Here is a 23,843-nt window from a genome sequence, read left to right on the forward strand (position 1 = left end):
CGCTAGCGGCGCGGGCCGGCGGGCGGGATGCCGCCCTCGGGGAATGGTGCTGAGAGATCGGTGACCGTCGAGGTCGCCGCGTTCCAGTGCCGGAGGCCGATGATCTCGCCCGCCATGGGCGTCGCCGGGTCGGTCGCCGGCACCTCGTCGAGGGCGCGCAACGCCTCGGTGGCCGTGTCGATCCGCAGCCGACGGGCGAGGGTGAGGTGGGGGGTCCACTCCCCCGGGCGGGTGTGGGGACGGTCGGAGTCGCGGCCCTCCACGGCCAGGGCGTGCACGTCGCGGTGGAGCCGCAGCAGCGGCTCCGTCACGACGACGGCGCGCGCCAGAACCCGCCGGTGGCCGCTGCCGAAGAGCACGAGGCCGCTGAGCTCGATGGGCAGGGGCAACAGGCGTTCGACGCACTGAGCGAGGTGTTCTGCGGCGGGCAGCGCGGCCGCCGCGTCGCGCACGAGCAGGGTGACGTGGGGCCGATTGCTCGGCGAGGTGTGGGCGGCGAGGCTCGACAACCCCGCGGCCGAAAGCGCTTCCCACTCGGCTCGCACCCGCCCCTCGAGCTGCGCATCGAGCAGCAGCTCGAGGCTCGCGATCGGGGTGCGCTCCTCACGCCCGCTCTCGTCAGAAGGCATAGCGGATGCGGCAGGAGGGCAGGTGTCGGTCGATCAGTGAGCGGAACCTCGCCACCGCGTCGGCCTTGAGCTCGCGGCGGTAGCGCACGTTGACGGCGCCGTTCTCCGACACCTTCTGCTCCTGCAGGGCGGGCTGCCAGAGCAGCTGCTCGGCCTTCGGGTGCCAGCCGAGGTTCACCTCGTGCAGCTTCTCGTTGTGGGTGAGCATGATCACCTCCGCGGCGAGCTGCTCCTTCGCCGCCGGGTGCAGCGTGTCGTCGACCTCGGTGAGCAGCTCGGCCCAGTCGTGCTCCCAGGTGGGGGTGAGGATGACGGGCGAGAAGTTGAGGTGCACCTCGAACCCGGCGTCGACGAAGTCGTTGACGGCGGCGATCCGCTCCGCGACCGGCGAGGTGCGGATGTCGGTGAGCTTCGCGGTCTCGGCGGGCATGAGGGAGAAACGGATGCGCGTGCGGCCCAGGGGATCCCACTCGAGCAGCTCACGGTTGACGTATTTGGTGGCGAAGGAGGCCTTCGCCGTCGGCGACATGCGGAACAGCTCGCACAGCTGGCGCACGTTCTCGGAGAGCAGCGCGTCGGCGGAGCAGTCGCTGTTCTCGCCGATGTCGTAGACCCACGCCTCGGGGTCGCACTGGTTCGGCTCGGCCTTCACGCCCTGTCGCCTGATGTGCCGGGCGAGGTGCGCCTCGATCTGGTCGATGTTGGCGAACACGGTCACCGGGTTGCTGTACCCCTTGCGCCGCGGAACGTAGCAGTAGGCGCACGCCATCGCGCATCCGTTGGCCGTGGAGGGGGCGATGAAGTCGGCCGAGCGCCCGTTCGGCCGCGTGACGAGCGACTTCTTCACGCCGAGCACGAGCGCCTCGGTCTTGATGCGCACCCAGCGGGCGACGTTCGCCTCGTCGCCGTGCACCTCGGGGATCTGCCAGTGCGACTCGACCGGCACGATCTCGGCCTCCGGCCACCGCGCCACCACGTCGCGCCCGCGCGGCAGCTCGAGCGCGGCCGCCTCGGCGTAGATGCGGCGGATGCGCAGGAGCGGAGCGGTGACGGTGCCTGGCATGACTCCTGTCTACCCGCAGCCACCGACACCCGCTCGCGCGAGGCTTCCCGCGCCGGGTCGCCGCTACCGCATCGCGGTGAGGTCGAGCAGCACCTTCGGCCGCTCGAGCTCGCGGTCGGCGAGGAGACGGAAGGCCTCGGCGGCCTCGCTCCACGGCAGCACCCGGTCGATGAGCAGCTCGGCCGGAAAGCCCGGTGCCGTGATCATCTCGGCGGTCGCGCCGTAGTGGTCGAGGCCGTGGAAGATGCCGTGCACCGACAGGCCCTTCATGGTGACAAGCGACGGGAGGAAGCCGGGCACCTCCTGGTTGACCACGCCGATGAGCGCCGCCCGGCCGCCCGGCCGCAGCATCCGGCCGAGCGCCGCCACCGACGAGGGCCGCCCAGAGGCCTCGATCACGACCGTGTAGGAGTCGTCGGCGGCCTCCTCGGGGTGCAGGGCGCGCTCGGCACCGAGTGCCCGGGCGAGCTCGAGACCGGTCTCGGTGGTGCCGATGACGTCGACGTGCCGCGTGATGGTGCGCGCCATGGCCACGGCGAGGAGCCCCAGGGTGCCCGTGCCCGTCACCGCCACCCGGTCGTCGAACCGTACTCCGGTGGTGACGAGCGCGTTCATCGCGGTCACTGCGGGCTCGATGAGCACCGCATCGCGCAACGACGCACCCTCCGGCAGTCGCGTCAGGGCCGTGGCCGGCATCGAGATGTACCGGGCCGCCGCGCCCTGGCGCCCGAGCAGCCCCACCTCCTGGTGCGCCAGGCACGCCGAGCGGAAGCCCGACTGGCACGGTCCGCACGCTCCGCACGTGACGAGAGTCTGCCCCACCACCGCGTCGCCCGGTATCACCGAGCCCACGCCCGGAGCGACCGCCCGCACGATGCCCGTCCACTCATGGCCGAAGACCAGCGGGTAGGAGGCGAGGCCCTGCTCGATGTAGTAACTGCGGTCGCGCAGCAGCTCGACATCGGTGCCGCAGATGCCGAGGTACGACACCTCGACGAGCACCTCTCCCGGCGTCTCGGGCGGGATCGGCCGGCGCTCCGCCGAGACGGTGTGCGGGGAGAGGGTGAGCACGGGCATGTCGCCCTCGGGCCAGGTCACGCTCCGATGATAGACCGGGCGATGGCGTCGGGCGCGGTGGATGACTCCGCCGCGCTCCACGCCGCTCACCCCCGCACGACCACCTCGTCGACGACGGCCGCCGACGAGGCCGTGCGCACTCCCACCTTGCCCGAGGCGAGGTCGGTCGAGGGATTGCTCCAGGTGATCAGCTTCACCCCGTCGATCCAGCCCTCCACGGAGCTCCCGCGCACGTCGGCCCGCACCGAGACCAGCCGGCCCGGGTCGACCGACACCGGCTGCGAGGCCACGAGGGTGAGCGTTCCCGCCACCTTCTTGGACAGCTCGAGCGCCCCCGTGTCGAGGTTCAGGCGCAGCATGAGGAAGTTCGAGGAGTCGGTGTACCGCACCAGCAGCCCCGTGTTCCCGTCGGGGGTCGTGACGGCCAACCGCGCCGTCGCGGAGTAGTCGGTCCAGGTCGTGGAGCCCGCCGAGGCGATCGACTCCCCCGTCAGCGAGCTCTGCCGCAGCGCTCCCGGAACCCCGCCCATGGCCCACGAGCCGCTCACCGCGGCCCACCCGCCGAACCCTCCCGACTCGAACGTCTCGGCCGAGAGCACGGTGGCGGCGGCGGCTTCGACGGCTCCCCGGTCCGGTGCTGTCCCCTGGTAGAGCGCGCGACCGGCGAAGTCGACACCACCGTTCGAGGCGATCACGGCGCCCGAGTCGCGCGACGGCGACGACGAACCGAGCGAGTAGGCGGCCGCAGCATCCGTGATCGAGGTCGCCCCGCCGGGTGCCGCGAACAGCGGATCGCTCGTGAGCTTGCCGGTGTGGGGTGCCGCCTGGCTGTTGGCCCCGAAGAAGGTGTTGCTCGCGTAGACCGCGCCCCCGCCGACGGCGTAGGTGCCGGTGCCCCCGTTGGAGTAGATGTTGTTCGTGTACGTGGCCACCCCCGCCGAGTTGGAGGTGGTGAGCAGCCCGGTCTGACCCTGCGAGCGGTAGAACACGTTGTTGTACACCGCGAGAGAGCCCCCGCCGAACGGGATGCTGATGGCTCCGTTCGACCGGTCGAGGTCGTTCTGCGAGATGTTGTAGCGGAAGACGTTGTTCGAGGTCTGGTCCATCATGAGCAGCGTGCCGCCCTCGTTGTCGTGACTGTAGTTGTACTGGTAGACGCTGTTGGTGACCTTCGTGTCGAAGTCCCAGGGCTGGCCGTCGCCGTCGATGCGGCGGGTGCGCGACGCCTCGTTGTACTGGAACACGGCGCCGGAGGTGTAGTACGCCCACTGGGCGGCGACGACGCTCACCGCGGGGAGGTAGGTCACGACGGAGGCGTTCACGTCGGTGTACTTCCCGATGCGGTCGGTGGTGTTGTACTCGACGAGCGGGTTCACCCCGGCGCGCACGAGGATGCCGTCGCGGTGGATGCGCGTGACGGTGTTGCGGCGGATGACGACGTGGGTGAAGGCGTCGAGCGTGTGCGTCCAGCTCGACCCGCTGGTGTAGGCGTCGGTCATGGTCTGGATGCCCGTGTCGGCGACGTTGTCGACGGTGTTGCCCTGGATGAGCACGTCGTCCCAGGTGCTCTCGGGGTCGCTCGCCGAGGCCTGCCGGGCGTGGAGGTTGATGCCGCCGGTGCGCCGGTCGCGCCCGAACACGTCGTGCACGTGGTTGTCGAGGATGCGGATGCCCGTGAAGGCACCGCCCCCGGCCCCCGTGCCCAGGATGAGGATGCCGTTGCGCCGCATCGAGGTGGCGTGCTGACCGCTCGTGATCTCGAGGCCGGAGATGGTCCAGTGGGAGCCGTTCGTGACCCGCACGCCGAACCCCTCGCCGCCCACCGCCGTGTTGCCGAAGTCGATCTTCGGGCGGGCCCCCGTGCCGTAGCGGCCGACCACGATCGGGTCGGCGGCGGTGCCGGAACCGGTGAGGTCGAGGTACTGGTTCGTGAACACGGTGCCGGCTTTCAGCAGGATGCGCGTGCCGGGCCCCGGGGTGATCGTGTTCACCTTGGTGAGCGTCTTCCACGGCGCCGTGTCGCTGGTGCCGGCGTTGGTGTCGCTGCCCGCGGTGGCGTCGACGTAGTAGGTGGTGCCAACGGCTTGTGCCGGGGTGGCGGGAGCCGCTTGGAGCAGGCCTCCCGCCAGGGCCAGTGCCGCGACGGCGGCGGTGATGAACCTCTTCGTTCTCACGAGTTCCTCCTCGAACCGGATGATGGGGTCGTGAGCGTTCTTACCCGCTTATACGCATAACTACAAGCAGGCGGCGCGCGACGACCGGGGAGGATCGGGACTTGCGGCTGATACGTATCAGCGCCTATGCTCGCCTCAGTCAGTCGAAGGAGACCCCGTGAACCGCCCCCGCATCCCCCGCCAGAGCGACATCGCCCGGCTCGCCGGCGTGTCGCAGGCGACGGTGTCGATGGTGCTGAACGACCGGGCGGGCGCCAACCGCATCCCCGAGAGCACGCAGGAGCGCATCCGCGAGGCGATGGCCGAACTCGGCTACGTACCGAACATCGCGGCGCAGTCGCTCCGCGGCGGGCGAAGCGGCCTCATCGGCGTGCACACCTTCGAGCGGGTCTTCCCCACCGCCCCCGACAACTACTACCGCGAGTTCCTCAACGGCATCGAGGAGCGGGCCGTCGAGAGCGGCCTCGACCTGGTGCTGTTCGCCTCGACGCAGAAGGCCGACGGCACGCGCAGCATCTACGGCTCGGGCAGCAACCGCATGCGACTCGCCGACGGCGCCATCATCCTGGGCTTCGAGACCAACGACGACGAGATCGCCCGGCTCGCCGACGAGGGCTTCCCCTTCGTGTTCATCGGCCACCGCGAGGTCGCCGGGGTCACCATCCCCTACGTCACCGCCGATTACGCCGCCGCCATGGCACCGGTGGTGCGGATGCTCGCCACGGCCGGCCATCGTCACGTCACCTACCTCGCAGCGCCCCTCCGCGGCTTCGCCCAGCGCGAGCGACTCGACGGCTTCGAGCGCGCGGCCGCGGGCGAGCTCGACGAGGTCGTCGTCGAGGTCTGCGATCTCACCGAGGTGACCGCCGACCGGGTGCGTCGGCTCCTCGACAAGGGCAGCACGGCCGTCGTGGTCGAGACATTCGACCTGGCTCGCGCGCTGCGGGCGGCGCTCGACGACGCCGGCCTGGCCGCCCCCGCCGACCTGTCGGTGGTGAGCCTCGACTCCGACCCGCGCGGGGAGGGCCCGTTCAGCCACCTCAGGGTTCCGCGCCGCGAGATGGGCCGGCGTGCCGTCGAGCTGCTGCTCGCCGTGATCGAGGGCGACGAGCGCCCGAGCCTCGCCGAACCCGTGCACTGCGCCCCTCCCGGCGGCGACACGATCGCGGCGCCGGTGCACCATGAGCCCGCCACGACCCGCTCGGCCTGACCCGCGCCTCCCGACCTCCCTCCCGTCCGACGACCCGCACTTTCCCCGACCACCTCACCGACACCTATCCTGCTAATACGAATAAGGAGACAACATGGACGTTCACTCCCCGCGCACACCCCGGCGACGCCACATGCGCCGTGCCACCACCCTCATCGCCCTCGGCGCCGTCGCCGCACTCACCCTGAGCGCCTGCGCCGCGGGCGACGGAGGCTCGGGCGACGACGGGGGCGACAAGACCCTCACCGTCTGGCTCCCGGGCACCAACCAGACCGAGATCGACCTGGTCACCGACACCATCGTCCCGGCGTTCGAGAAGGAAAGCGGCGCCGACGTCGAGGTGACCTTCGTCGACTGGGGCGACATCTCCACCAAGCTCAACTCCGCCTTCGCGGCGGGCACGGCACCCGACGTGTTCGGGCACGGGCCGGCGGCGACCGCCGACTTCGTGGCCAACGACCGCATCCTCGACCTCGACGACCGCGTCGCGGCGATGAGCGCCGACGATCGCGACGACCTCGCCGCCGCCCTCCCGGGCGGGCAGGTCGACGGCGTGCAGTACCTCATGCCGCTGTCGCTGCAGGGCTACCTCGTCATGTACGACGCCGACGCGTTCACCGCCGCCGGCCTCGACCCCGATGCCCCGCCCGCCACCTGGGAGGAGCTGAAGACGGCGGCCGAGGCGCTCACCGAGCGCGACGGCCAGACCATCACCCGCTCCGGGTTCCTCTCGCCGAGCCAGGCCATCGCCCGCCAGCAGTCGTTCGCCACCTTCCTGTTCGGCGCGGGCGGGGAGCTCGTGAACGAGGAGGGCACCGAGGCCGCCTTCGCCTCGAAGGAGGGTGTCGACGCACTCGACTTCTTCACCGGGCTCTACAGCGGAGACACCGCTGTCTCGGCCAACCTCGGCGAGGACTACCTCAACGCCCCGGCCGCCCAGCAGCCGCTCGTGCAGCGCAGCGCGGCGATGACCATCCAGGCCGCCCCCATGATGCAGCAGATCGTCGACGCCGCCCCCGACCGCGACCTGCGCGTCATGCCCGCCCTCTCCTTCGAGGGCGGCGACCCCGCAGCCTTCGGCGGCGCCGGCCCCGGCCTCATGATCAACGCCGACTCGAAGTCGCCCGACCTCGCCTGGGACTTCATCGAGTACATGCTCTCCCCTGAAGTCAGCACCGAGTACACCCAGGGCACCGGCGCCATCCCGGTGCGAGCCTCGGCTGCCGACAGCGACTACGCGAAGAACAGCCCCATCATCACCACCTTCCTCGAGCAGTCGGAGCACCTGAAGGCCAACCCGAACGTGGTCGGCTGGGTGCAGGTGCGCGACGCGCTCGACAAGGAGCTCGAGCGGGCGCTGAACGGTGTGGCGAGTTCGCAGGAGGCCCTCGACGCCGCCGCGGCCGAGGCCGACAAGATCCTCGGCGCGAACGGCTGAGAACGGCAGTCGCCATGACCTCCACCACCATCGCCCCGGTCGCCGCGTCCAGCGCGCCGGCCGGGGCGACCCCGCCTCCGCCTCCCCGCCGCCGTCGGCGCTGGAGCCGCTCCGCGATCTTCGGACTCGTGTTCGTGCTCCCGGCCGCGCTCTACATCGTCGTCTTCCAGCTCGTCCCGGTGATCTACGGCCTCGTGCTGTCGTTCACGACGTACAGCCCGCTCAGCCGCTCCGGGCCCGAGTTCACCGGGGTCGACAACTACGCCGAGCTCCTCGGCGACGCCGACTTCGGCAACGCCCTGCTCGTCACCGGCCGGTACGTGCTGCAGGTACTGCCGATCACCGTCGTGCTGGCGCTCGGCCTCGCCCTGCTGGTGAACCGCCCCTTCAAGGGGGTCGGGCTCTTCCGCTCCGCCCTCTACGTGCCGCACATCGTCTCGCTCACCGCCGTGAGCATGGTGTGGCTCTGGATGTACTCGCAGACCGGCCTGTTCAACGAGGTGCTCGGCTTCTTCGGCGCACCCGCCCAGAGCTGGCTGCTCGACTCCGACTCCGCCCTCAACGCCGTCTCGGCGATGCGCATCTGGAAGGCGCTCGGCAGCAACATGGTGCTCCTCCTGGCGGGCCTGCAGTCGATCCCCCGCGACCTCTACGAGGCGGCACGGGTCGACGGCGCGGGCCGCTGGGCGACGTTCCGCTACGTCACGCTGCCCGGTCTCCGGCCGATGCTCGTCTACGTGGTGGCCATGGACATCATCTACCTCGCCCAGGGCTTCGCCGAGATCTACGTGCTCACGCAGGGCGGGCCGCTCGCCAGCACCACCACCGTCAACTACCTCATCTACACCGAGGCGTTCCAGTACAACCAGATGGGCTCCGCATCCGCCATGGCGTTCGTGCTGTTCGCGCTCATCATCGGCTTCTCCGTGCTCGCCGTGCGCGGAGTGATGGGGAGGCAGAAGTGACGGCGTCAGTCGAGACCCGGCGGGTGAGTGCGCTGCGCCGGATGCGCCGGGGGCATGCCCCGGGCGAGGGGCGAGTGGGTTCGATCATCGTGCTCGTGCTCGTCACCGTGCTGGTCATGGTGCCATTCGCCTGGGTGGTGTCGCTGTCGTTCACCCCGCAGTCGGAGGCCTTCGGATCGGTGTCGCTGTTCCCGGCGAACCCGACCCTCGAGAACTACGCGTCGGCGTTCTTCGACGCCGATCTCGCGAGGGCGCTGCTGAACTCTGCGGTGGTGGGCCTCGTCACCGTGGCGACCAACTGCATCCTCGCCGTGCTGGCCGGCTATGCCTTCGCCATGCTGCCCTTCCCGGGCAACAAGGCGCTGTTCTACACGCTCATCTCCACCGCCGCCATCCCCATCTCGGTCACCCTCATCCCGCTCTTCCTCATGGCACGGGGCATTCCGCTGGTGGGCGGCAACGACATCCTCGGGCAGGGCGGCAGCGGACTGCTCGACACCCTCGCGGGCGTCATCCTGCCCTACATCGTCATGCCGATGAACATCTTCCTGGCTCGTCAGTTCTTCACCTCGGCACCGCTCGAGCTGGGCGAGGCGGCACGGATGGACGGGGCGGGCGAGCTGCGCATCTTCTTCAGCGTCTACCTCCCGCTGGCGAAGCCGCTCATCGCCGTCGTGGCCATCTTCTCCTTCACCGGGGTGTGGGACGACTTCCTCTGGCCGCTCGTCGTCACGAGCTCGCAGGAGGTGCAGACCGTGCAGCTCGCGCTCGCCCGCTTCCTCGGCAGCGGCAACGTGCAGTACGGCCCGCTGATGGCCGGAACCGTCATCGCCACGGTGCCGGTGCTCATCGTGTTCCTGTTCAACCAGCGCAGCTTCATCTCCGGGCTCTCCGACGGCGGGGTGAAGGGCTGACCGGCCGAGCCGCCGTCATCCTCCTCCCCCGCCCGCAGAACCCCTTCCTTCCTCCGTCCTCCACGAAAGGCCGATGCCTCATGCCCACCCGTCACCTCCATGCCCCCTTCGTCGTCATCGGCGGAGGCCTCGGCGGCACCGCCGCCGCCGTCACCGCAGCGCGCCTCGGCGTGAGGGTCGTGCTCACCGAGTCGAGCGACTGGATCGGCGGTCAGCTCACCAGCCAGGGCGTGCCGCCCGACGAGCACGAGTGGATCGACCGCCAGCCCATCTCTCCGAGCTACAGCGAGCTGCGCGAGCGCATCCGCGACCACTACCGGCGCGAGTACCCCCTCTCGGCGGTCGCCCGGTCGGCAGTCGCGCTGAACCCCGGCGCCGGCTTCGTGTCGCGGCTCTGCCACGAGCCCCGCGTCGCCCACCTCGCCGTGCGGGAGATGACCTCGCCGCTGGAGGCATCGGGCCTGCTCACCATCCTCACCGAGCACGACCCGGTCGCCGTGCGGCGCTCGGGCGACCGCATCGAGGAGGTCGTGCTCATCGACCGCCGCACGGGCGCCGAGGTCGTCGTGCACGGCGGTCTGGTCGCCGACGCCACCGAGCTCGGCGAGCTGCTCGAGCTCGGCGGCATCGAGCATGTCGTCGGGAGCGAGGCGGCCTCGGAGACCGGCGAGCTGCACGCCCCGGCGGTCGCCGACCCGCTCGACCAGCAGGCGGTCACCTGGTGCGCGGCGCTCGAGCTGCGACCGGGCGAGCAGCACGTCATCGACCGCCCGGCGGGCTACGCCGGGTTCCGCGACACCGTTCCCGCCTTCTGGCCCGGCCCGCAGCTGTCGTGGGTCGACATCGAGCCGATCACCCTCGAACGCAGGGAGCGCCCGATGTTCGCCGGCCGGCCCGAAGACGCCGTCGAGAGCGCCGATCTCGATCTGTGGCACTACCGCCGCATCCTGTCGCGGCGCATGATGGACGCCGAGTGGGCGGGTCACGACGTCACCCTGGTGAACTGGCCGCAGATCGACTACTGGGACGCACCGCTCGTCGGCCCCGGCGTCACCGCCGCCGACCGTGCCAGGGCGCTCGCGGGTGCGCGGGAGCTCACGCTGTCGTTCGTGCACTGGATCCAGACCGAGGCCCCCCGCAGCGACGGCGGCACCGGGTATCCCGAGCTGATGCTCCGCGGCGACGTGCTCGGCACCTCGGACGGGCTCGCGAAGGAGGTCTACGTGCGCGAGTCACGGCGCATCCGGGCCCTGTTCACCGTCACCGAGGAGCACATCGGGCGCGAGATGCGCGGCGAGGGCGCGGGCTCGGCGCTGTTCGACGACGCCGTGGGCATCGGCTTCTACCGCATCGACCTGCACCCGTCGACCTCGGGGCGCAGCTACGTCGACATCGACTGCTACCCGTTCCAGATCCCGCTCGGCGCCCTCATCCCCCGCGACGCGCCCAACCTGCTGGCGGCGAACAAGAACATCGGCAGCACCCACATCACGAACGGCGCCTACCGGCTGCACCCCGTGGAGTGGTCGATCGGCGAGGCGGCGGGCGCCCTCGCGGCGTTCTGCACGAGCGGCTCGCTCGAGCCCGCCGCGGTGCACGCCGATGCGGGGCTGCTTGCCGACTTCCAGCGGCTGCTCTCCGACCGTCTCGGTGTGACGCTCGCCTGGAGCGACGAGATCCGCACCCGCGGGTCGCGCAGCGAGGCGGTCACGACCGGGCGCTGAGGCTCGAGCGCCCTGGCCCTCGAGCCGAACGGCACTCGTGGGGTGCCGGCGCGGCTACCGCCCGGCTCGGCGGTCGGCGCGGCCCTTCCGGGCGCTGCCCCCGAGCTTCGCGAGACGGTTCACCAGGCGCAGCAGGCGGCGGGCGCCCCGTCGGCCGATGAGGGTGTCGCTGACGGTGGGCAGCATCCTGAAGTTCAGCTGCGCCACGACGTCGCCCGCCGCCTCGTCGACCGCACGGCCGGCGGGCGCACCCAGGGTCTTGAGCGCCTGCCGGTGCATGACGCGGAACAGGATGCGCGCCGCCGTCACCCCCTGCATGTCGCGGATGGCGGTGTCGAGCGTGAAACCGCCGGGCAGGTCGGGGAGGTTCGGGGGCAGGCTCCGGCCGAGGAGGGCCTCGAAGGCGGGGGCGGGGAAGCCGGTCGTGCGGGAGGGCGAGCGGTAGGGGTCGGCGACGGCGCTGTCGGCGACGGTCTCGGCGAGCGAGACGGCCGCCTCGCCGTCGCCCGCCAGCTCGATCCGCCCGCGCCAGAGGATGTCGCGCGACGACCTCCCGAGCCGCAGCTCGAAGGCGCCGGGCTCGAGCACCCAGCCGCCCCCCGCCGGCTTCCAGTACGCGAACGACCGCCGATCGAGCGTGATGGAGAGCTCGGCGCTCTCCCCCGGCTCGAGCTCGGCCCTCGCGAAGCCGCGCAGCTCGTGCTCGGGGCGGAACAGGCCCGACTCCTCGTCGTGCACGTACAACTGCACGACCTCGACACCGCGCCGGTCGCCGGTGTTCGTGACGGTGACCCGCACCTCGACCTCGGGATGCGCGGGGTCGGCGCCACCGACGACGTCACGCCCGGCTCCGATCACCTCGACGTCCGACCAGGCGAAGCTCGTGTAGGAGAGCCCGTGCCCGAAGCAGTACGCGACGTCTTCGCCCGCCGAGTCGAAGTAGCGGTAGCCGACGTAGAGGCTCTCGCGGTACTCCAGCGTCGCCGGGCCGTCGTGGAGGCGGGAGACCGGGTGGTCGTCGTAGTGCTCGGGGAAGGTCTCGGCGAGTCGCCCGGCGGGCTCCGCACGCCCGAGCAGCACGTCGGCGAGCGCCCTTCCGCCGGCCTGCCCACCCAGGTAGCCCTCGACGATGGCGGGTGCGTCGTGCCGCCAGGGCAACTGCACTGGGGAGCCGTTCTGCAGCACGACGACCGTGCGAGGGTTCACGGTGAGCACCGCCCGCACGAGCCGGTCGTGGGCACCGGGCAGGCGCAGGTGGCTGCGATCGACCCCCTCGGTCTCGTAGGTCTCCGGAAGACCGACGACGACGATCGCCGCGTCGGCCGCCAGGGCCATCCGCTGCGCCTCGGCGATCTGCGCATCCGTCGCCGAGTCGTGGTCGCCGTCGTAACCCGGGGCGTAGTCGACGTGGAGGCCCTGCTCCTGGCGCAGGGCGGTGAGCAGCGTCTCGACCCGCGTGGGCACCACGTGCGAACTCCCGGCGCCCTGGAAGCGCGGCTCCGCCGCCATCCTGCCGATCACGGCGACGCGCCCGGTGTCGGGTAGGGGCAGCAGCTCGCCGTCGTTCTTCAGCAGCACCGTGCCCGCTGCCGAGGCGCGGCGCGCGAGCTCGTGGTGGGCGGCCAGGTCGAGCGGCCGCCGGGAGCGGAACCCGAAGCGGCGGCCGGGTCGACCGTATCGAGCGGCGAGGGCCAGGATGCGCGCGGCGGCCCGGTCGAGGTCGTCGCGCGGGAGGGTTCCGGCGGCGAGGGCGCCGAGCACGTAGCGGTCGTCGCTGCGCCCGAGACCGGGCATGGTGAGGTCGCAACCGGCGGGGATGGAGATCGTGCGGTCCCAGCTGGCACCCCAGTCGGAGACCACGACCCCGTCGAAGCCCCACTCGGTGCGCAGCACGTCGTGCAGCAGCCAGCGGTTCTCGGTGCAGTGCTCCCCGTTGAGCTTGTTGTAGGCGGCCATCACGGTGGCGGGTCGCTCGGTCGTGACGATGTGCTCGAACGCCGGGAGGTAGAGCTCGCGCAGCGCACGCTCGTCGACGACCGCGTCGACCCCGTAGCGGCGCGACTCGGTGTTGTTCGCGGCGAAGTGCTTCACCGAGGCTCCCACTCCGGTCGACTGCACGCCGGCCACCCAGGCGGCGCCGAGTCGCCCCGACAGCAGCGGGTCTTCGGAGAAGTACTCGAAGTTGCGGCCGCCGACCGGGGTGCGCTTGATGTTCACGCCGGGGCCGAGCAGCACCCCGAGCCCTTGGCCTGTCGCCTCCTGGCCGAGCGCCTCCCCCACGTCGCGGAGCAGCGCGGGGTTCCAGCTCGCGCCGAGCGCAGCGGCTGTCGGGAAGCAGGTCGCCGGGTGCGAGTCGAACATCGACAGCCCCGCTCCGTCGTGCGGCCTCCGCACCCCGTGCGGCCCGTCGCCCAACCGTACGGAACGCACGCCGACGCGCGGCACGGCATCGGTCTTCCACGCGCCCTCGCCCGCGGTGAGTCCCACCTTCTCGGCGTCGGTGAGGAGCTCCACCTGGTCTGCACTCGTCTCGGTCATCGCGCTCCATGCTAGAACCGTCCGCGCCTGACGGCTGTCGTGCAGCGCCCTCCGTCTGCCACACTGGGCCTACCGCATCCGGCGGAGACCCGCGAACACCGAGCCGAAAGACGACGACGCCGTGACCGACCTCGCCTCCCTCCCCACCGTCTCGATCGTGATCCCCGCCTACAACGAGGAGTCGGGCATCCGGCGCTGCCTCGTCGCGTGCATCGAGCAGACAGTTCCTGCTGAGGAGATCATCGTCGTCGACAACCGCTCCACCGACGGCACGCGTGCGGCGGTCGAGGCGATGGCGGCGGCGTTCCCCGACGCGAACATCCGGGTGGTGGTCCAGGATGCGGAGCAGGGCATCACCCCCACCCGCAACGCCGGTTTCGACGCGGCGACCACCGACGTGATCGGCCGCATCGATGCCGACTCCGCGCTCGCCCCCGACTGGGTCGAGCAGGTCAAGCGGGCCTTCGCCACCCGCGAGTTCGTAGCCGCCAGTGGACCGGTCGAGTACTACGACATGCCCATGCGGCGGTTCGGCCACAAGGCCGACGACAGCTTCCGCAAGCTGCAGGTGCGGCTCGCCGGTGACTACGTCTTCTTGTTCGGCACGAACATGGCGATCACCAAGGAGGCCTGGCTGGCCGTGCGCGGCGACGTCTGCGCCGATCGCGAAGACCTCATGCACGAAGACATCGACCTCGCCGTGCACCTCGCTCTCAAGGGCTTCAAGATCGGCTACGTCTCGGCCATGGTGGCAGGCATGTCGGCCCGGCGCCTCGACTCGGCCCCGAAGGACTACTTCTACTACGTCGAGCGGTTCAAGCGCACCTACGAGGCGCACGGCATCCGCGACCTGCGACTCCTGGCACCGATGGCTGTCTTCCTCGGCATCTACCCAGCCCTGCACGCCGGTCGGCGCCTCACCGAGCACCGCGTCGCCCAGCGCTGGGGGGGAGTGCCCAAGGCCGTCGAGGTCGCCGAGGCCGACTAGCAGCGCCGCCCGGCGCGCCGCGGGGGTGGGGCATCACACGATGGGACACGAGGGTGACCGCCCGATGGAGCTCGTCGATCGCAGCCGCCGCCCGCACGAGTGACCTCACGACGGGCGAGGCCGTCACCCTGCGCCCGATCCTCTCGAGCGACGACCGCGCTGCCGTCACTCGTTCCCTCTCGGTCGCAGCGACCGATCCGGGCATCGCCCCCGCGGCCGTCTCCCTCACCTGGCCGCCCAACCCCTGACCGATTCGGCACCTCAGAGGCGGGGGCACCGACTCGACCTCTGGCGTGACAGCAGGCCGGGCCCGCGCACGCCGTCTGGAAACGCTTCGCTAGGCTGACCCGCACGACACACGAGCTGGCAGGGGGCACGCGCGATGACGCGAGAGACGATCGGGGAACAGCTGAGGGCACGCTTGCGCCGGCCGGGGTGGTACGTCGCGTACGGCATCACGCTGCTGGGGTCGATCGTCTGGGCCGTCGTGCTGTGGATCTTCGAGGGCTTCTCCTCTGGCCACATGGCCGGGCTTCCCTTCTCGGGTGTCGTGTTCGCTGTGCTCGCGGCCGGATGCGTGGCGCTTCCCGCCCTGGCCGGCGGCCGGGCACCGGGGTCGGTCATCGGCGGGTGGCTGGCCTCCTGGCTGCTGTCGCTCGGACTCGTCGTGGTGGCGCTTCCGGTACTTCTCGTCGCTGCGGTGGCCGGGGGCGTCTCGCCCGGCACCTTCTTCGTCTCGCTGCTCCTCACGGCTGTCGAGCTCGGGGTGCTCGCCGCCGTCGTCACGGCTCTCGCCGTGCTCGTGACGGGCCGGGTCGCATCCGTTCTGCTCGGCTACCTCGCCGTGGCGCTGCTCACGGTCGGCACCTCGCTCGCTGCTCCGCTCACCGGATCGGTCGAAGACCTGACGGTGACCACGACCCTCGTCACCTCGGAATACGACGAGGAGACCGAGACGCTCGTGTGCCTGCCGCCCGAGGTCACCACGGCTGTCACCCCGACCCGGCTGCCCAACTGGGTGGCGCTGGGTCTCAACCCCTTCGTCGTGGTGGCGGATGCGTCGGCGGTCGACCGCTACGCCTACGGCCAGCCGCGTGACTGGTTCGGCACGATCGCGAAAGACCTCCGGCAGGCGCAGAACCCCCTTCCCCAGGCCGTGCTCGACGACGAGTGCGGTGAGAACGCCGTGGCACCGCTGCCGGAACGGCCCGTCGAGGAGTGGGGCGCTCCTGCCTGGTACCTGGGCCTCGGCGTGCACCTCCTGCTCGCGGCGGTGGCGCTGGCCTCGGCGGCAGTGGTTCAGCGCCGACGCGCCGCGTAGCCGAGACCAGCTAGTCGGCGCGCACCACGTCGAGCGCGTGCTGCAGGTCGGCCGGGTAGCGACTGTCGAACTGCACGTACTCCCGCGTCTCGGGGTGCACGAAGCCGAGCCGCATGGCGTGCAGCCACTGCCGCTCGAGCCCGAGCCGCGCCGACAGCGTCGGGTCGGCTCCGTACATGGTGTCTCCGCAGCACGGATGACGCTGCGCAGCCATGTGCACGCGGATCTGGTGCGTGCGCCCGGTCTCGAGGTGGATCTCGAGCAGCGTCGCAGCCCGGAACGCCTCGAGGGTCTCGTAGTGGGTGACCGACGGCTTGCCGTCGGAGGTGACGGCGAACTTCCAGTCCGACCGGGGATGCCGGCCGATCGGGGCGTCGATGGTTCCCGAGAACGGGTCGGGGTGGCCCTGCACGAGGGCGTGGTAGATCTTGTCGACCTCACGATCGTGGAAGAGGCGCTTGAGCCAGGTGTACGCGGCCTCGGTCTTCGCCACGACCATGAGCCCGCTCGTGCCGGCATCGAGGCGGTGCACGATGCCCGCGCGCTCAGCGGCACCGCTGGTGGCGATGCGGTACCCGGCGCCGGCGAGTGCGCCGAGCACGGTCGGGCCCTCCCAGCCGACGGACGGATGCGCGGCGACGCCGACGGGCTTGTCGACGACGATGATGCTGCCGTCGTCGTAGACCACCGTGAGCTCGGGTACGACCACCGGCACGATCTGCGGTTCCGACTTCGGGGTCCACTCCACCGAGAGCCAGCCGTCGCGACGCAGCTTGTCGGACTTGCCGACGGTACGCCCATCGAGACTCACTCCCCCGGCGTCGACCACCTCGGCAGCGAAGGTGCGCGAGAAACCGAGCAGCTTGGCGATGCCGGCGTCGACCCGGGTGCCGTCGAGACCGTCCGGAACGGGAAGGGTGCGCGACTCCACAGCTCAGCCCCGCCCGGCTGGATCGCTGTCGGCTTCGGCCGGCTCCTCGAGCTCGGGCTTCGACTGCGATGTCTTCCCGTCGAGGCCGATGCCCCTGATGGTGAGGACGAGGAACAGCACCATCGCCGCCGTGATCGACACGTCGGCGAGGTTGAAGATGGCGGGCAGCACGGGGATGGTGATGAAGTCGACGACGTGGCCGACGCCGAAGCCCGGCTCCTTGAACAGCCGATCGATGAGGTTGCCGATGGTGCCACCGAGCAGCAGTCCGAACACCCAGGCCCAGGCGAACGAGCGGATGCGCCTCGAGAACCAGATGATGAAGACGGTGACCGCGGTGGCGAGGATCGAGAAGATCCACGTGTAGGCGTTGCCGATCGAGAAGGCGGCGCCCGGGTTGAACACCAAGTGAAAACGGATGAGGTCGCCCACGACAGGGACGACCTCACCCGCTTGGAGGTTGGTGACGACCAGAAGCTTCGCGATCTGATCGATGGCGATCGACGCTACGGCGACGACGACCAGGACGATCAGAACACGGGGCTGTGCCTTCGCGACTCCGCTATCCGCCAAAACCGCTGAAGCCGGACGAGGCGGGGGCCTTGTCGGCGTCGACGCTGGAGGAGGTCAGGTCTTTGAGCTGGTCTTCGATGTAGCTCTTGAGGCCGGCGCGGTAGTCCTTCTCGAAGGTGCGCAGCTCGTCGATGCGGTGCTCGATGCCGGCCTTCTCCTGGTTGAGACGCGCGAGCTCGTTGCGGCCCTTGGTCTCGGCCTCGGCGACGATGCGCGCTGCGGTGGCGTGACCCTCGGCGATGAGCGCGTCGCGTTTGTCGGCACCCTCCTTCACGTGCTCGTCGTGAAGACGACGGGCAAGCTGCAGGAGGTTGGTGGTCGACGCTGCGTCGTCGTCGGCGTCAGTGGCGGGAGCCGGGGCTGCGGCAACGGGAGCAGGAGCCGGGGTCTCGACGACGACGGGGGCCTCGACGACCTCTTCGACGACCGGAGCAGGCGCGGGGGCTGCAGCTGCAGGAGCGGAGGCCGGAGCACCGGACGCGAGCTGAGCCTTCAGCTCCTCGTTCTCCTGGGTGAGGCGACGCAGCTCCACCACGACCTCGTCGAGGAAGTCGTCGACCTCGTCCTGGTCGTATCCCTCACGGAACTTCGTCTGAGAAAATCTCTTGTTAACAACATCTTCCGGAGTTAACGCCATGGTTTTCCACCCTTAGTACTTCGACAACAGTGATAACGCGTTGCTAACCGTAGCAACATTCCCGGCGAACGTCCCGTGTACGGGGCAACCCGCCGGGTTCCGTTCTTTTCAGGATACATGCGCAGGCTACGCCGAGCGCACGAAACCTGCCACGGAGAGAGCGATGATGACCAGGAGCATGACGATGCTCCACCCGAAGTCGAGCGCGATGGGCCCGACCCGGAGCGGAGGGATGATGCGCCTGAAGAACTTGATCGGCGGATCGGTCACCGTATAGGTGACCTCGGCCAGCACGAGCAGCGCACCGGCCGGCCTCCAGTCACGCCGGACTGTGCGCACGAGGTCGAGGATGAACCGACCCCACATCAGGAAGAAGTACAGCAGCAGCGCGAAATAGACGACGGTCGCGACGATGGCGACGAGGGAACCCACTCAGCAATTATGACTGAACGAAGAAGGAGGACTCTGCACGAGCCTCTCCACCTGCATCGCCCGAAACGGCGACGTGAGCCGGGCTGAGCAGGAAGACCTTGCTGGTGACGCGCTCGATCTTGCCGTAGAGCCCCTGGGAGAGACCGCCGGCGAAGTCGATGAGGCGACGTGCGTCGGCATCCGTCATCTGGGAGAGGTTGATGATGACGGGGATGCCCTCGCGGAAGTTCTCGGCGATGACCTGGGCGTCTTTGTACTGCTTCGGGTGAACCGTGAGGATCTCGTTCATTTCGGCGGGCGCCACATTCTTCGGGGTGTGCACGGACTTGCGGAGCGGGGTGACCGTTGCGCGGCCCTGGCCGCCAGACGGCTGCGCGGGCGCGGCGTTCTGCTGCGGGTGGGGCACGGGCGCGACGGGCGCGGTCTGAGCCGGCGCAGTCTGGGCGGGCGTCTCGTACTCGAGCTCCTCGTCGGCGAGCCCGAGGTACACCATGGTCTTACGAAGCGGGTTGGCCATCAGAACCTCCGGTTGCGGTTGCTTTCTTCCTACCCCCGAGATTAATCGCGGGGTGGTCGATTTCCGGTGATTGCCGTGCCGATCCGCAGGTGTGTCGCGCCTTCGGCGATCGCCTCGCGGAAGTCGTGGGACATGCCCGCCGAGATCGCCGTCGCCGACGGATGCACTCCCCGCACGGCGTCGCTCACCCCGCGCAGCCGGGCGAAGGCGGCCCGTGGCTCCTCGTCGAGCGGAGCGACGGCCATCACGCCCAGGAGCTCGAGCCCGGGAGCGGCGGTGATGAGTTCGGCGAGGCGCACCGCGTCGTCCGGCCGCGCTCCGCCGCGGGCGGGGTCGTCGGTGAGGTTGATCTGCAGGAAGCAGTCGAGCGCGCCCTGCCCCTCCGCCGGCTGCGCCAAGGCGGCGACGACGGCGTCGCGATCGACCGAGTGCACCGCCGAGGCGTACTCCCGCACCTGGCGCGCCTTCTTCGACTGCAGCTGGCCGACGAAGTGCCAGCGCAGGCCCTCGAGGCCTGCGAGCTCGGCCGCCTTCTCCCGCGCCTCCTGGTGGCGGTTCTCGCCGACGTCGCGGAGCCCCAGCTCGTAGAGCTCCCGCACGAGGGCGGCGGGGTGGAACTTGGTGACGGCGATGAGGGTCAGCTCGTCGCGGGCGCGACCGACCGAGCGGGCGGCATCCGTGAGTTCGGACTCCACCCGCTCGACACGCTCGGCGAGAGAGGGTTCGGTCACTTCAGGAAGTCGGGGACGTCCAGGTCGGAGTCGTCGTCTTCGGAGGCAGGGTCGAGAGCGACGGCGCCGGTGAGGCCGAGATCGGCGGCGGGGGTCGACCAGCTCTGGGCCGGAGCCTGCTTCTCGTCGACCGACTCGGCCGCGCCCTTGTGGTCGCGGCGGGGCGAGGCCTGCGAGCCGCGCCCGAACGGGTCGACCTCCTCGGCCGAGCCCACGAAGCTGCCGCGCCTGGACTCCACAGCGGGCGGGGCCACCGGGTTGGGTTCGCCCCCGTCGAAGCCTGCGGCGATGACGGTGACCCGCACCTCGTCGCCGAGCGTGTCGTCGATGACGGCACCGAAGATGATGTTGGCCTCGGGGTGCACGGCGTCTTGCACGAGTTTGGCCGCGTCGTTGATCTCGAAGATGCCGAGGTTCGAACCGCCCTGGATCGACAGCAGCACGCCGTGGGCACCGTCGATCGACGCCTCGAGCAGCGGGCTCGCGACCGCGAGCTCGGCTGCCTTGATCGCGCGGTCGGCGCCGCGGCTCGAGCCGATGCCCATGAGCGCGGATCCCGCACCCTGCATGACCGACTTGACGTCGGCGAAGTCGAGGTTGATGAGGCCGGGGGTGGTGATGAGGTCGGTGATGCCCTGCACACCGGCGAGCAGCACCTGGTCGGCAGTGGAGAAGGCCTCGAGCATCGAGATGCCGCGGTCGCTGATCTCGAGCAGGCGGTCGTTCGGCACCACGATGAGGGTGTCGACCTCGTTCTTCAGGGTGGCGACGCCGTCTTCGGCTTGCGCGGCGCGGCGCTTGCCCTCGAACCCGAACGGCTTCGTGACCACACCGATGGTGAGCGCGCCGATCGATTTCGCGATGCGGGCCACCACGGGGGCGCCGCCGGTACCGGTACCGCCGCCCTCACCCGCGGTGACGAAGACCATGTCGGCACCCGCGAGGGCCTCTTCGATCTCCTCGGCGTGGTCTTCGGCTGCACGACGGCCGACCTCGGGGTCGGCGCCGGCGCCGAGCCCGCGGGTGATCTCGCGGCCCACGTCGAGCTTCACGTCGGCGTCGCTCATGAGCAGCGCCTGGGCGTCGGTGTTGATGGCGATGAACTCGACACCGCGGAGGCCGAGCTCGATCATGCGGTTGACGGCGTTCACGCCGCCACCGCCGATGCCGACGACCTTGATCACGGCGAGGTAGTTCTGGTTTGAAGTCACGTCCGGCCTCCGCTGGAACCTTAAAGTTCAAGGTGAAAGTTAAAGTTATTCCGAGTATGTATTTCCTACGACGACGTTAGGCGAAAGCGCCCCGGCGGCGATCGCGGCGCGCCGCGTGTCGCTCAGCTGATGGCAGGCTCGACTGGTCGCCGTGTCACCTGATGACGGGGCTCTGCGGGCTGGACACGTCGTACTCGACCTGAGCCGACGGGTCTTGCGTGGCGATGAGGCGCTCGAGGATGAGCGCCTTGAGGTCGGAGTCGTCGGCGTCGCCCCACACCACACGCTGACCGGCGCCGGCGAAGGTCATCGTCACGCTGTCGGGGGTCGACCCCGAGATGATCGACACCTGCGACAGCAGAGCGTCGGGCAGCGACATGAGCACGGCCGCCGCAGCCTCGAACCCGGGGCTGCCGATAGTGGTTCCCGAGAGATCGAGGATGGGGAAGCCGTCGAGGCGCGTCGGCGACTGCTGCACCGTCACTCCGGCGGCGTCGATGAGGTCGAAGCCCGCGTCGGTCTGCACCTGGGCCACCGGCCGGCGCTCCACGATCCGTACCGCGAGCGTGTTCGGCGGCCTGGCCTCCACCGAGTAGGAGGCGATGAGCGGGAACTGGGCGAGGTCTCGCTCGATCGACCCGTAGTCGACGAGCGCGAGCGGCTTGCCCTGTTCGTCGGCGAGAGCTGTCGTGACCGCCGTGGCGTCCAGGCGCGAGGTGCCCTCCACCACGACCGTGCGCACGGCGAGCAGCGGCGAGTAGGCGACGAGCAGCACCAGCAGCACCAGACCGGCGACGGATGCACCCACCACCGTCCAGGCGAGCCGCCGTCTCCGGCTGCGCTGGGTGAAGCGCTTGGCCTCGGCGCGTTCGTACCGGCGGCGCTCTCTCGTCGCCCGGCGCAGCTCCCGCCGTGCGGACGCACCGGTGCGCGCCGGTGCGGAGGTGTCGACGCCTGCGGCCGCGGCCTTGCGCCGGGCGCGCTCCGCGCCCGCGGTGGTCGACCTGGGCACCTCGGGAAAGGGTCGCCCGGGGGTCTCCGTGCGCGCCGGGCGGTCAAGGGGCGCGGTCGCGTCGGAGTCGACACGCCCGCCGCCCGCCGCCGCGTCGTCCCGCGAGGAGCGCACTCCGGCCCACCACGGCCCGCTCTCGGAGGAGGGGCGGCGCGCCTCGCGCTCACCCGTCTTCGGCCTCGGAGCAGCGGACTTCTGGCGCGGCGTCACCGCCGGCGTGCGGGGCGTCGCCGACGGCTCCCGCACCGGCCGCTCCTCGGGCGGCGGTGGCGGGGTGATGCCGGGCGGTCGTTTCACTCGGCGCCGACGGGTGCGTCGGAGGTCTCGGAGCGACCCTCGACCTGTTCGAGCGACTCCAGAAGCTGCGGCACGATCAGGTTCACGTCACCGCAGCCCAGGGTGACGGCGAAATCGCCGGGACGGGCGATCTCGGCGAGATAGTCGGCGGCACGCTGCCAGTCGTCGATGTAGGCGACCTTCGACGGGTCGTCGAAGCGCGACGAGACGAGCTCGCCCGTGACGCCCTCGATGGGGTCTTCGCGGGCCCCGCACACCTCGAGCACGATGGTGAAGTCGGCGGTGCGCTCGAGGGTCTCGGCGAACTCCCCCGCCATGAGCTTCGTGCGGCTGTACAGGTGCGGCTGGTGCACCGCGATGATGCGCCCCTCGCCCACCACGGTGCGGGCGGCGGTGAGAGCGGCGTCGACCTCCGTGGGGTGGTGGGCGTAGTCGTCGTACACGCTCACACCCGCGACGGTGCCGTGGAGTTCGAACCGGCGCCCGGTGCCGCCGAACGCCCCGATGGCGGCCAGTGCCGCATCCGGAGCGAAGCCGAGACCCACCAGCACGGCCAGCGCACCCGTGGCGTTCACCGCGTTGTGCCGGCCGGGCACCCTCAGCACACCGGGGTAGCTCGTGCCCTCGTGGTCGACGGTGAAGCGCACCGGGCCGTCGGTCTCGATGGAGTGCACCCGGAAATCGGCGCCCTCGGCCTCGCCGAAGGTGAGCACCCGCTGGTGCGACAGGCGCGACGAGACGCGCAGCGCCCCCGCGTCGTCGGAGGAGATGACGACGAACTCCGATGCCGCGTCGGCGAAGCGCACGAAGGCGTCTTCGACGGCCTCGACCGAGCCGTAGTGGTCGAGGTGGTCGGGGTCGACGTTGGTGATGAGGGCGACCGCGGTGTCGTAGAGCAGGAACGATCCGTCCGACTCGTCGGCCTCCAGCACGAACAGCTCGCCGTCGCCGAAGGCGGAGCTCGTGCCGAGCTCGGAGATGACCCCGCCGTTGACGAAGCTGGGCTCGGCGTCGAGCTCGATCAGGCCGGTCACGACCATGCCGGTCGAGGTGGTCTTGCCGTGCGCTCCGGCGACGGCCACGAGGCGCTGCCGGTTCGACAGCCAGGCCAGTGCCTGCGAGCGGTGCAGCACGGTGAGCCCGTGCTCGCGGGCGTAGAGGTACTCGGGGTTGTCGGGCCAGAGGGCACTCGTCACCACGATGGTGTCGGCGTCGCCGACGTGCGCGGCATCGTGACCGACCGCAACGGGGATGCCGATGGCGCGCAGCTTCGCCGCTGTCTTCGAGTCGCTGCGGTCGGAGCCCGTGACGGTGAGCCCTGCGGCCTTGTAGAGCCGTGCGATGCCGCTCATGCCCGAACCGCCGATGCCCACGAAGTGCACGGCCCCCAGCTCGTCGGGGATGTCGATCTCGAGGTCGGGTTTGATCACAGCACGCTCATTTCGCAGGTCACTCGATGCC

General features: G+C 70.6%; 22 protein-coding genes. 8 read left to right on the forward strand and 14 right to left on the reverse strand.

All coding sequences use genetic code 11. The features are described from left to right. Positions 1-2: 2 nt before the first annotated feature. From ABFY20_RS11110 to ABFY20_RS11125, 4 genes are all read right to left on the reverse strand, one after another. Entirely contained in the window at positions 3-629 is a 627-nt protein-coding gene (locus ABFY20_RS11110; protein ID WP_368496318.1) for a 2'-5' RNA ligase family protein, read from the reverse strand. After that, complete coding sequence (locus ABFY20_RS11115; protein WP_368496319.1) at positions 619-1,692, reverse strand: spore photoproduct lyase family protein; 1,074 nt, start codon at positions 1,690-1,692, stop codon at positions 619-621. Before ABFY20_RS11115 ends, ABFY20_RS11110 begins: the two co-directional genes overlap by 11 nt. 63 nt (positions 1,693-1,755) lie before the next feature. Further along, positions 1,756-2,790: a zinc-binding dehydrogenase gene (locus tag ABFY20_RS11120; RefSeq protein ID WP_368496320.1), complete on the reverse strand. Its 1,035-nt coding sequence runs from the start codon at positions 2,788-2,790 to the stop codon at positions 1,756-1,758. 65 nt (positions 2,791-2,855) lie between these two features. Then, the gene (locus tag ABFY20_RS11125) at positions 2,856-4,943 is read right to left on the reverse strand and encodes a hypothetical protein (RefSeq protein WP_368496321.1); all 2,088 of its coding nucleotides are present in this window, start codon (positions 4,941-4,943) and stop codon (positions 2,856-2,858) included. A 157-nt stretch (positions 4,944-5,100) separates the two neighbouring features. Between ABFY20_RS11125 and ABFY20_RS11130 the strand changes: the two genes are divergently transcribed. The 5 genes from ABFY20_RS11130 to ABFY20_RS11150 all read left to right on the forward strand — a co-directional run bounded on the left by ABFY20_RS11130 (position 5,101) and on the right by ABFY20_RS11150 (position 11,194). Beyond that, the gene (locus ABFY20_RS11130) at positions 5,101-6,153 is read left to right on the forward strand and encodes a LacI family DNA-binding transcriptional regulator (protein WP_368496322.1); all 1,053 of its coding nucleotides are present in this window, start codon (positions 5,101-5,103) and stop codon (positions 6,151-6,153) included. A 94-nt stretch (positions 6,154-6,247) separates the two neighbouring features. Next, the gene (locus tag ABFY20_RS11135) at positions 6,248-7,591 is read left to right on the forward strand and encodes an ABC transporter substrate-binding protein (RefSeq protein WP_368496323.1); all 1,344 of its coding nucleotides are present in this window, start codon (positions 6,248-6,250) and stop codon (positions 7,589-7,591) included. A gap of 14 nt (positions 7,592-7,605) precedes the next feature. Next, entirely contained in the window at positions 7,606-8,556 is a 951-nt protein-coding gene (locus ABFY20_RS11140; RefSeq protein WP_368496324.1) for a carbohydrate ABC transporter permease, read from the forward strand. Beyond that, positions 8,553-9,470 (forward strand): carbohydrate ABC transporter permease, encoded by a 918-nt coding sequence (locus ABFY20_RS11145; RefSeq protein WP_368496325.1) that lies wholly within the window; start codon positions 8,553-8,555, stop codon positions 9,468-9,470. The genes ABFY20_RS11140 and ABFY20_RS11145 overlap by 4 nt, the downstream gene beginning before the upstream one ends. Before the next feature lie 80 nt (positions 9,471-9,550). Further along, positions 9,551-11,194 carry an FAD-dependent oxidoreductase gene (locus tag ABFY20_RS11150; RefSeq protein WP_368496326.1) on the forward strand — a complete coding sequence of 548 codons (1,644 nt, stop codon included), beginning with the start codon at positions 9,551-9,553 and terminating at the stop codon, positions 11,192-11,194. 54 nt (positions 11,195-11,248) lie between these two features. Here ABFY20_RS11150 and ABFY20_RS11155 read toward each other — a convergent pair whose 3' ends face one another. Then, on the reverse strand, positions 11,249-13,732 hold the full coding sequence (locus ABFY20_RS11155) for a glycoside hydrolase family 3 C-terminal domain-containing protein (RefSeq protein ID WP_368496327.1): 2,484 nt from the start codon (positions 13,730-13,732) through the stop codon (positions 11,249-11,251). A 121-nt stretch (positions 13,733-13,853) separates the two neighbouring features. Between ABFY20_RS11155 and ABFY20_RS11160 the strand changes: the two genes are divergently transcribed. The 3 genes from ABFY20_RS11160 to ABFY20_RS11170 all read left to right on the forward strand — a co-directional run bounded on the left by ABFY20_RS11160 (position 13,854) and on the right by ABFY20_RS11170 (position 16,041). Beyond that, a complete protein-coding gene (locus ABFY20_RS11160) occupies positions 13,854-14,720 on the forward strand; it encodes a glycosyltransferase family 2 protein (RefSeq protein ID WP_368496328.1) in 867 nt (288 codons plus the stop codon). A 53-nt stretch (positions 14,721-14,773) separates the two neighbouring features. Then, positions 14,774-14,968: a hypothetical protein gene (locus ABFY20_RS11165; protein ID WP_368496329.1), complete on the forward strand. Its 195-nt coding sequence runs from the start codon at positions 14,774-14,776 to the stop codon at positions 14,966-14,968. Positions 14,969-15,102: 134 nt separating this feature from the next. Next, a complete protein-coding gene (locus ABFY20_RS11170) occupies positions 15,103-16,041 on the forward strand; it encodes a hypothetical protein (protein WP_368496330.1) in 939 nt (312 codons plus the stop codon). 10 nt (positions 16,042-16,051) lie between these two features. On the opposite strand, the gene ABFY20_RS11175 is transcribed toward ABFY20_RS11170, so the two are convergent. From ABFY20_RS11175 to murC, 9 genes are all read right to left on the reverse strand, one after another. Next, the gene (locus ABFY20_RS11175; protein WP_368496331.1) at positions 16,052-16,972 is read right to left on the reverse strand and encodes an RluA family pseudouridine synthase; all 921 of its coding nucleotides are present in this window, start codon (positions 16,970-16,972) and stop codon (positions 16,052-16,054) included. A 3-nt stretch (positions 16,973-16,975) separates the two neighbouring features. Then, positions 16,976-17,545 carry a signal peptidase II gene (lspA, locus tag ABFY20_RS11180; protein ID WP_368496332.1) on the reverse strand — a complete coding sequence of 190 codons (570 nt, stop codon included), beginning with the start codon at positions 17,543-17,545 and terminating at the stop codon, positions 16,976-16,978. Next, entirely contained in the window at positions 17,535-18,182 is a 648-nt protein-coding gene (locus tag ABFY20_RS11185) for a DivIVA domain-containing protein (RefSeq protein ID WP_368496333.1), read from the reverse strand. The genes lspA and ABFY20_RS11185 overlap by 11 nt, the downstream gene beginning before the upstream one ends. A gap of 126 nt (positions 18,183-18,308) precedes the next feature. Beyond that, on the reverse strand, positions 18,309-18,614 hold the full coding sequence (locus ABFY20_RS11190) for a YggT family protein (RefSeq protein ID WP_368496334.1): 306 nt from the start codon (positions 18,612-18,614) through the stop codon (positions 18,309-18,311). Positions 18,615-18,621: 7 nt separating this feature from the next. Beyond that, positions 18,622-19,131: a cell division protein SepF gene (locus tag ABFY20_RS11195; RefSeq protein WP_368496335.1), complete on the reverse strand. Its 510-nt coding sequence runs from the start codon at positions 19,129-19,131 to the stop codon at positions 18,622-18,624. Between the two features lie 41 nt (positions 19,132-19,172). Then, complete coding sequence (locus ABFY20_RS11200) at positions 19,173-19,862, reverse strand: YggS family pyridoxal phosphate-dependent enzyme (RefSeq protein WP_368496336.1); 690 nt, start codon at positions 19,860-19,862, stop codon at positions 19,173-19,175. After that, positions 19,859-21,073, reverse strand: a complete 1,215-nt coding sequence (ftsZ, locus tag ABFY20_RS11205) for a cell division protein FtsZ (RefSeq protein ID WP_368496337.1) — start codon at positions 21,071-21,073, stop codon at positions 19,859-19,861. Before ftsZ ends, ABFY20_RS11200 begins: the two co-directional genes overlap by 4 nt. Positions 21,074-21,227: 154 nt before the next feature. Continuing rightward, on the reverse strand, positions 21,228-22,331 hold the full coding sequence (locus tag ABFY20_RS11210; protein ID WP_368496338.1) for an FtsQ-type POTRA domain-containing protein: 1,104 nt from the start codon (positions 22,329-22,331) through the stop codon (positions 21,228-21,230). Between the two features lie 47 nt (positions 22,332-22,378). Beyond that, on the reverse strand, positions 22,379-23,812 hold the full coding sequence (murC, locus tag ABFY20_RS11215; protein WP_368496339.1) for a UDP-N-acetylmuramate--L-alanine ligase: 1,434 nt from the start codon (positions 23,810-23,812) through the stop codon (positions 22,379-22,381). Positions 23,813-23,843: the final 31 nt, after the last annotated feature.

Origin of the sequence: Herbiconiux sp. A18JL235, assembly GCF_040939305.1 — a bacterium.
Classification (GTDB): Bacteria; Actinomycetota; Actinomycetes; order Actinomycetales; family Microbacteriaceae; genus Herbiconiux.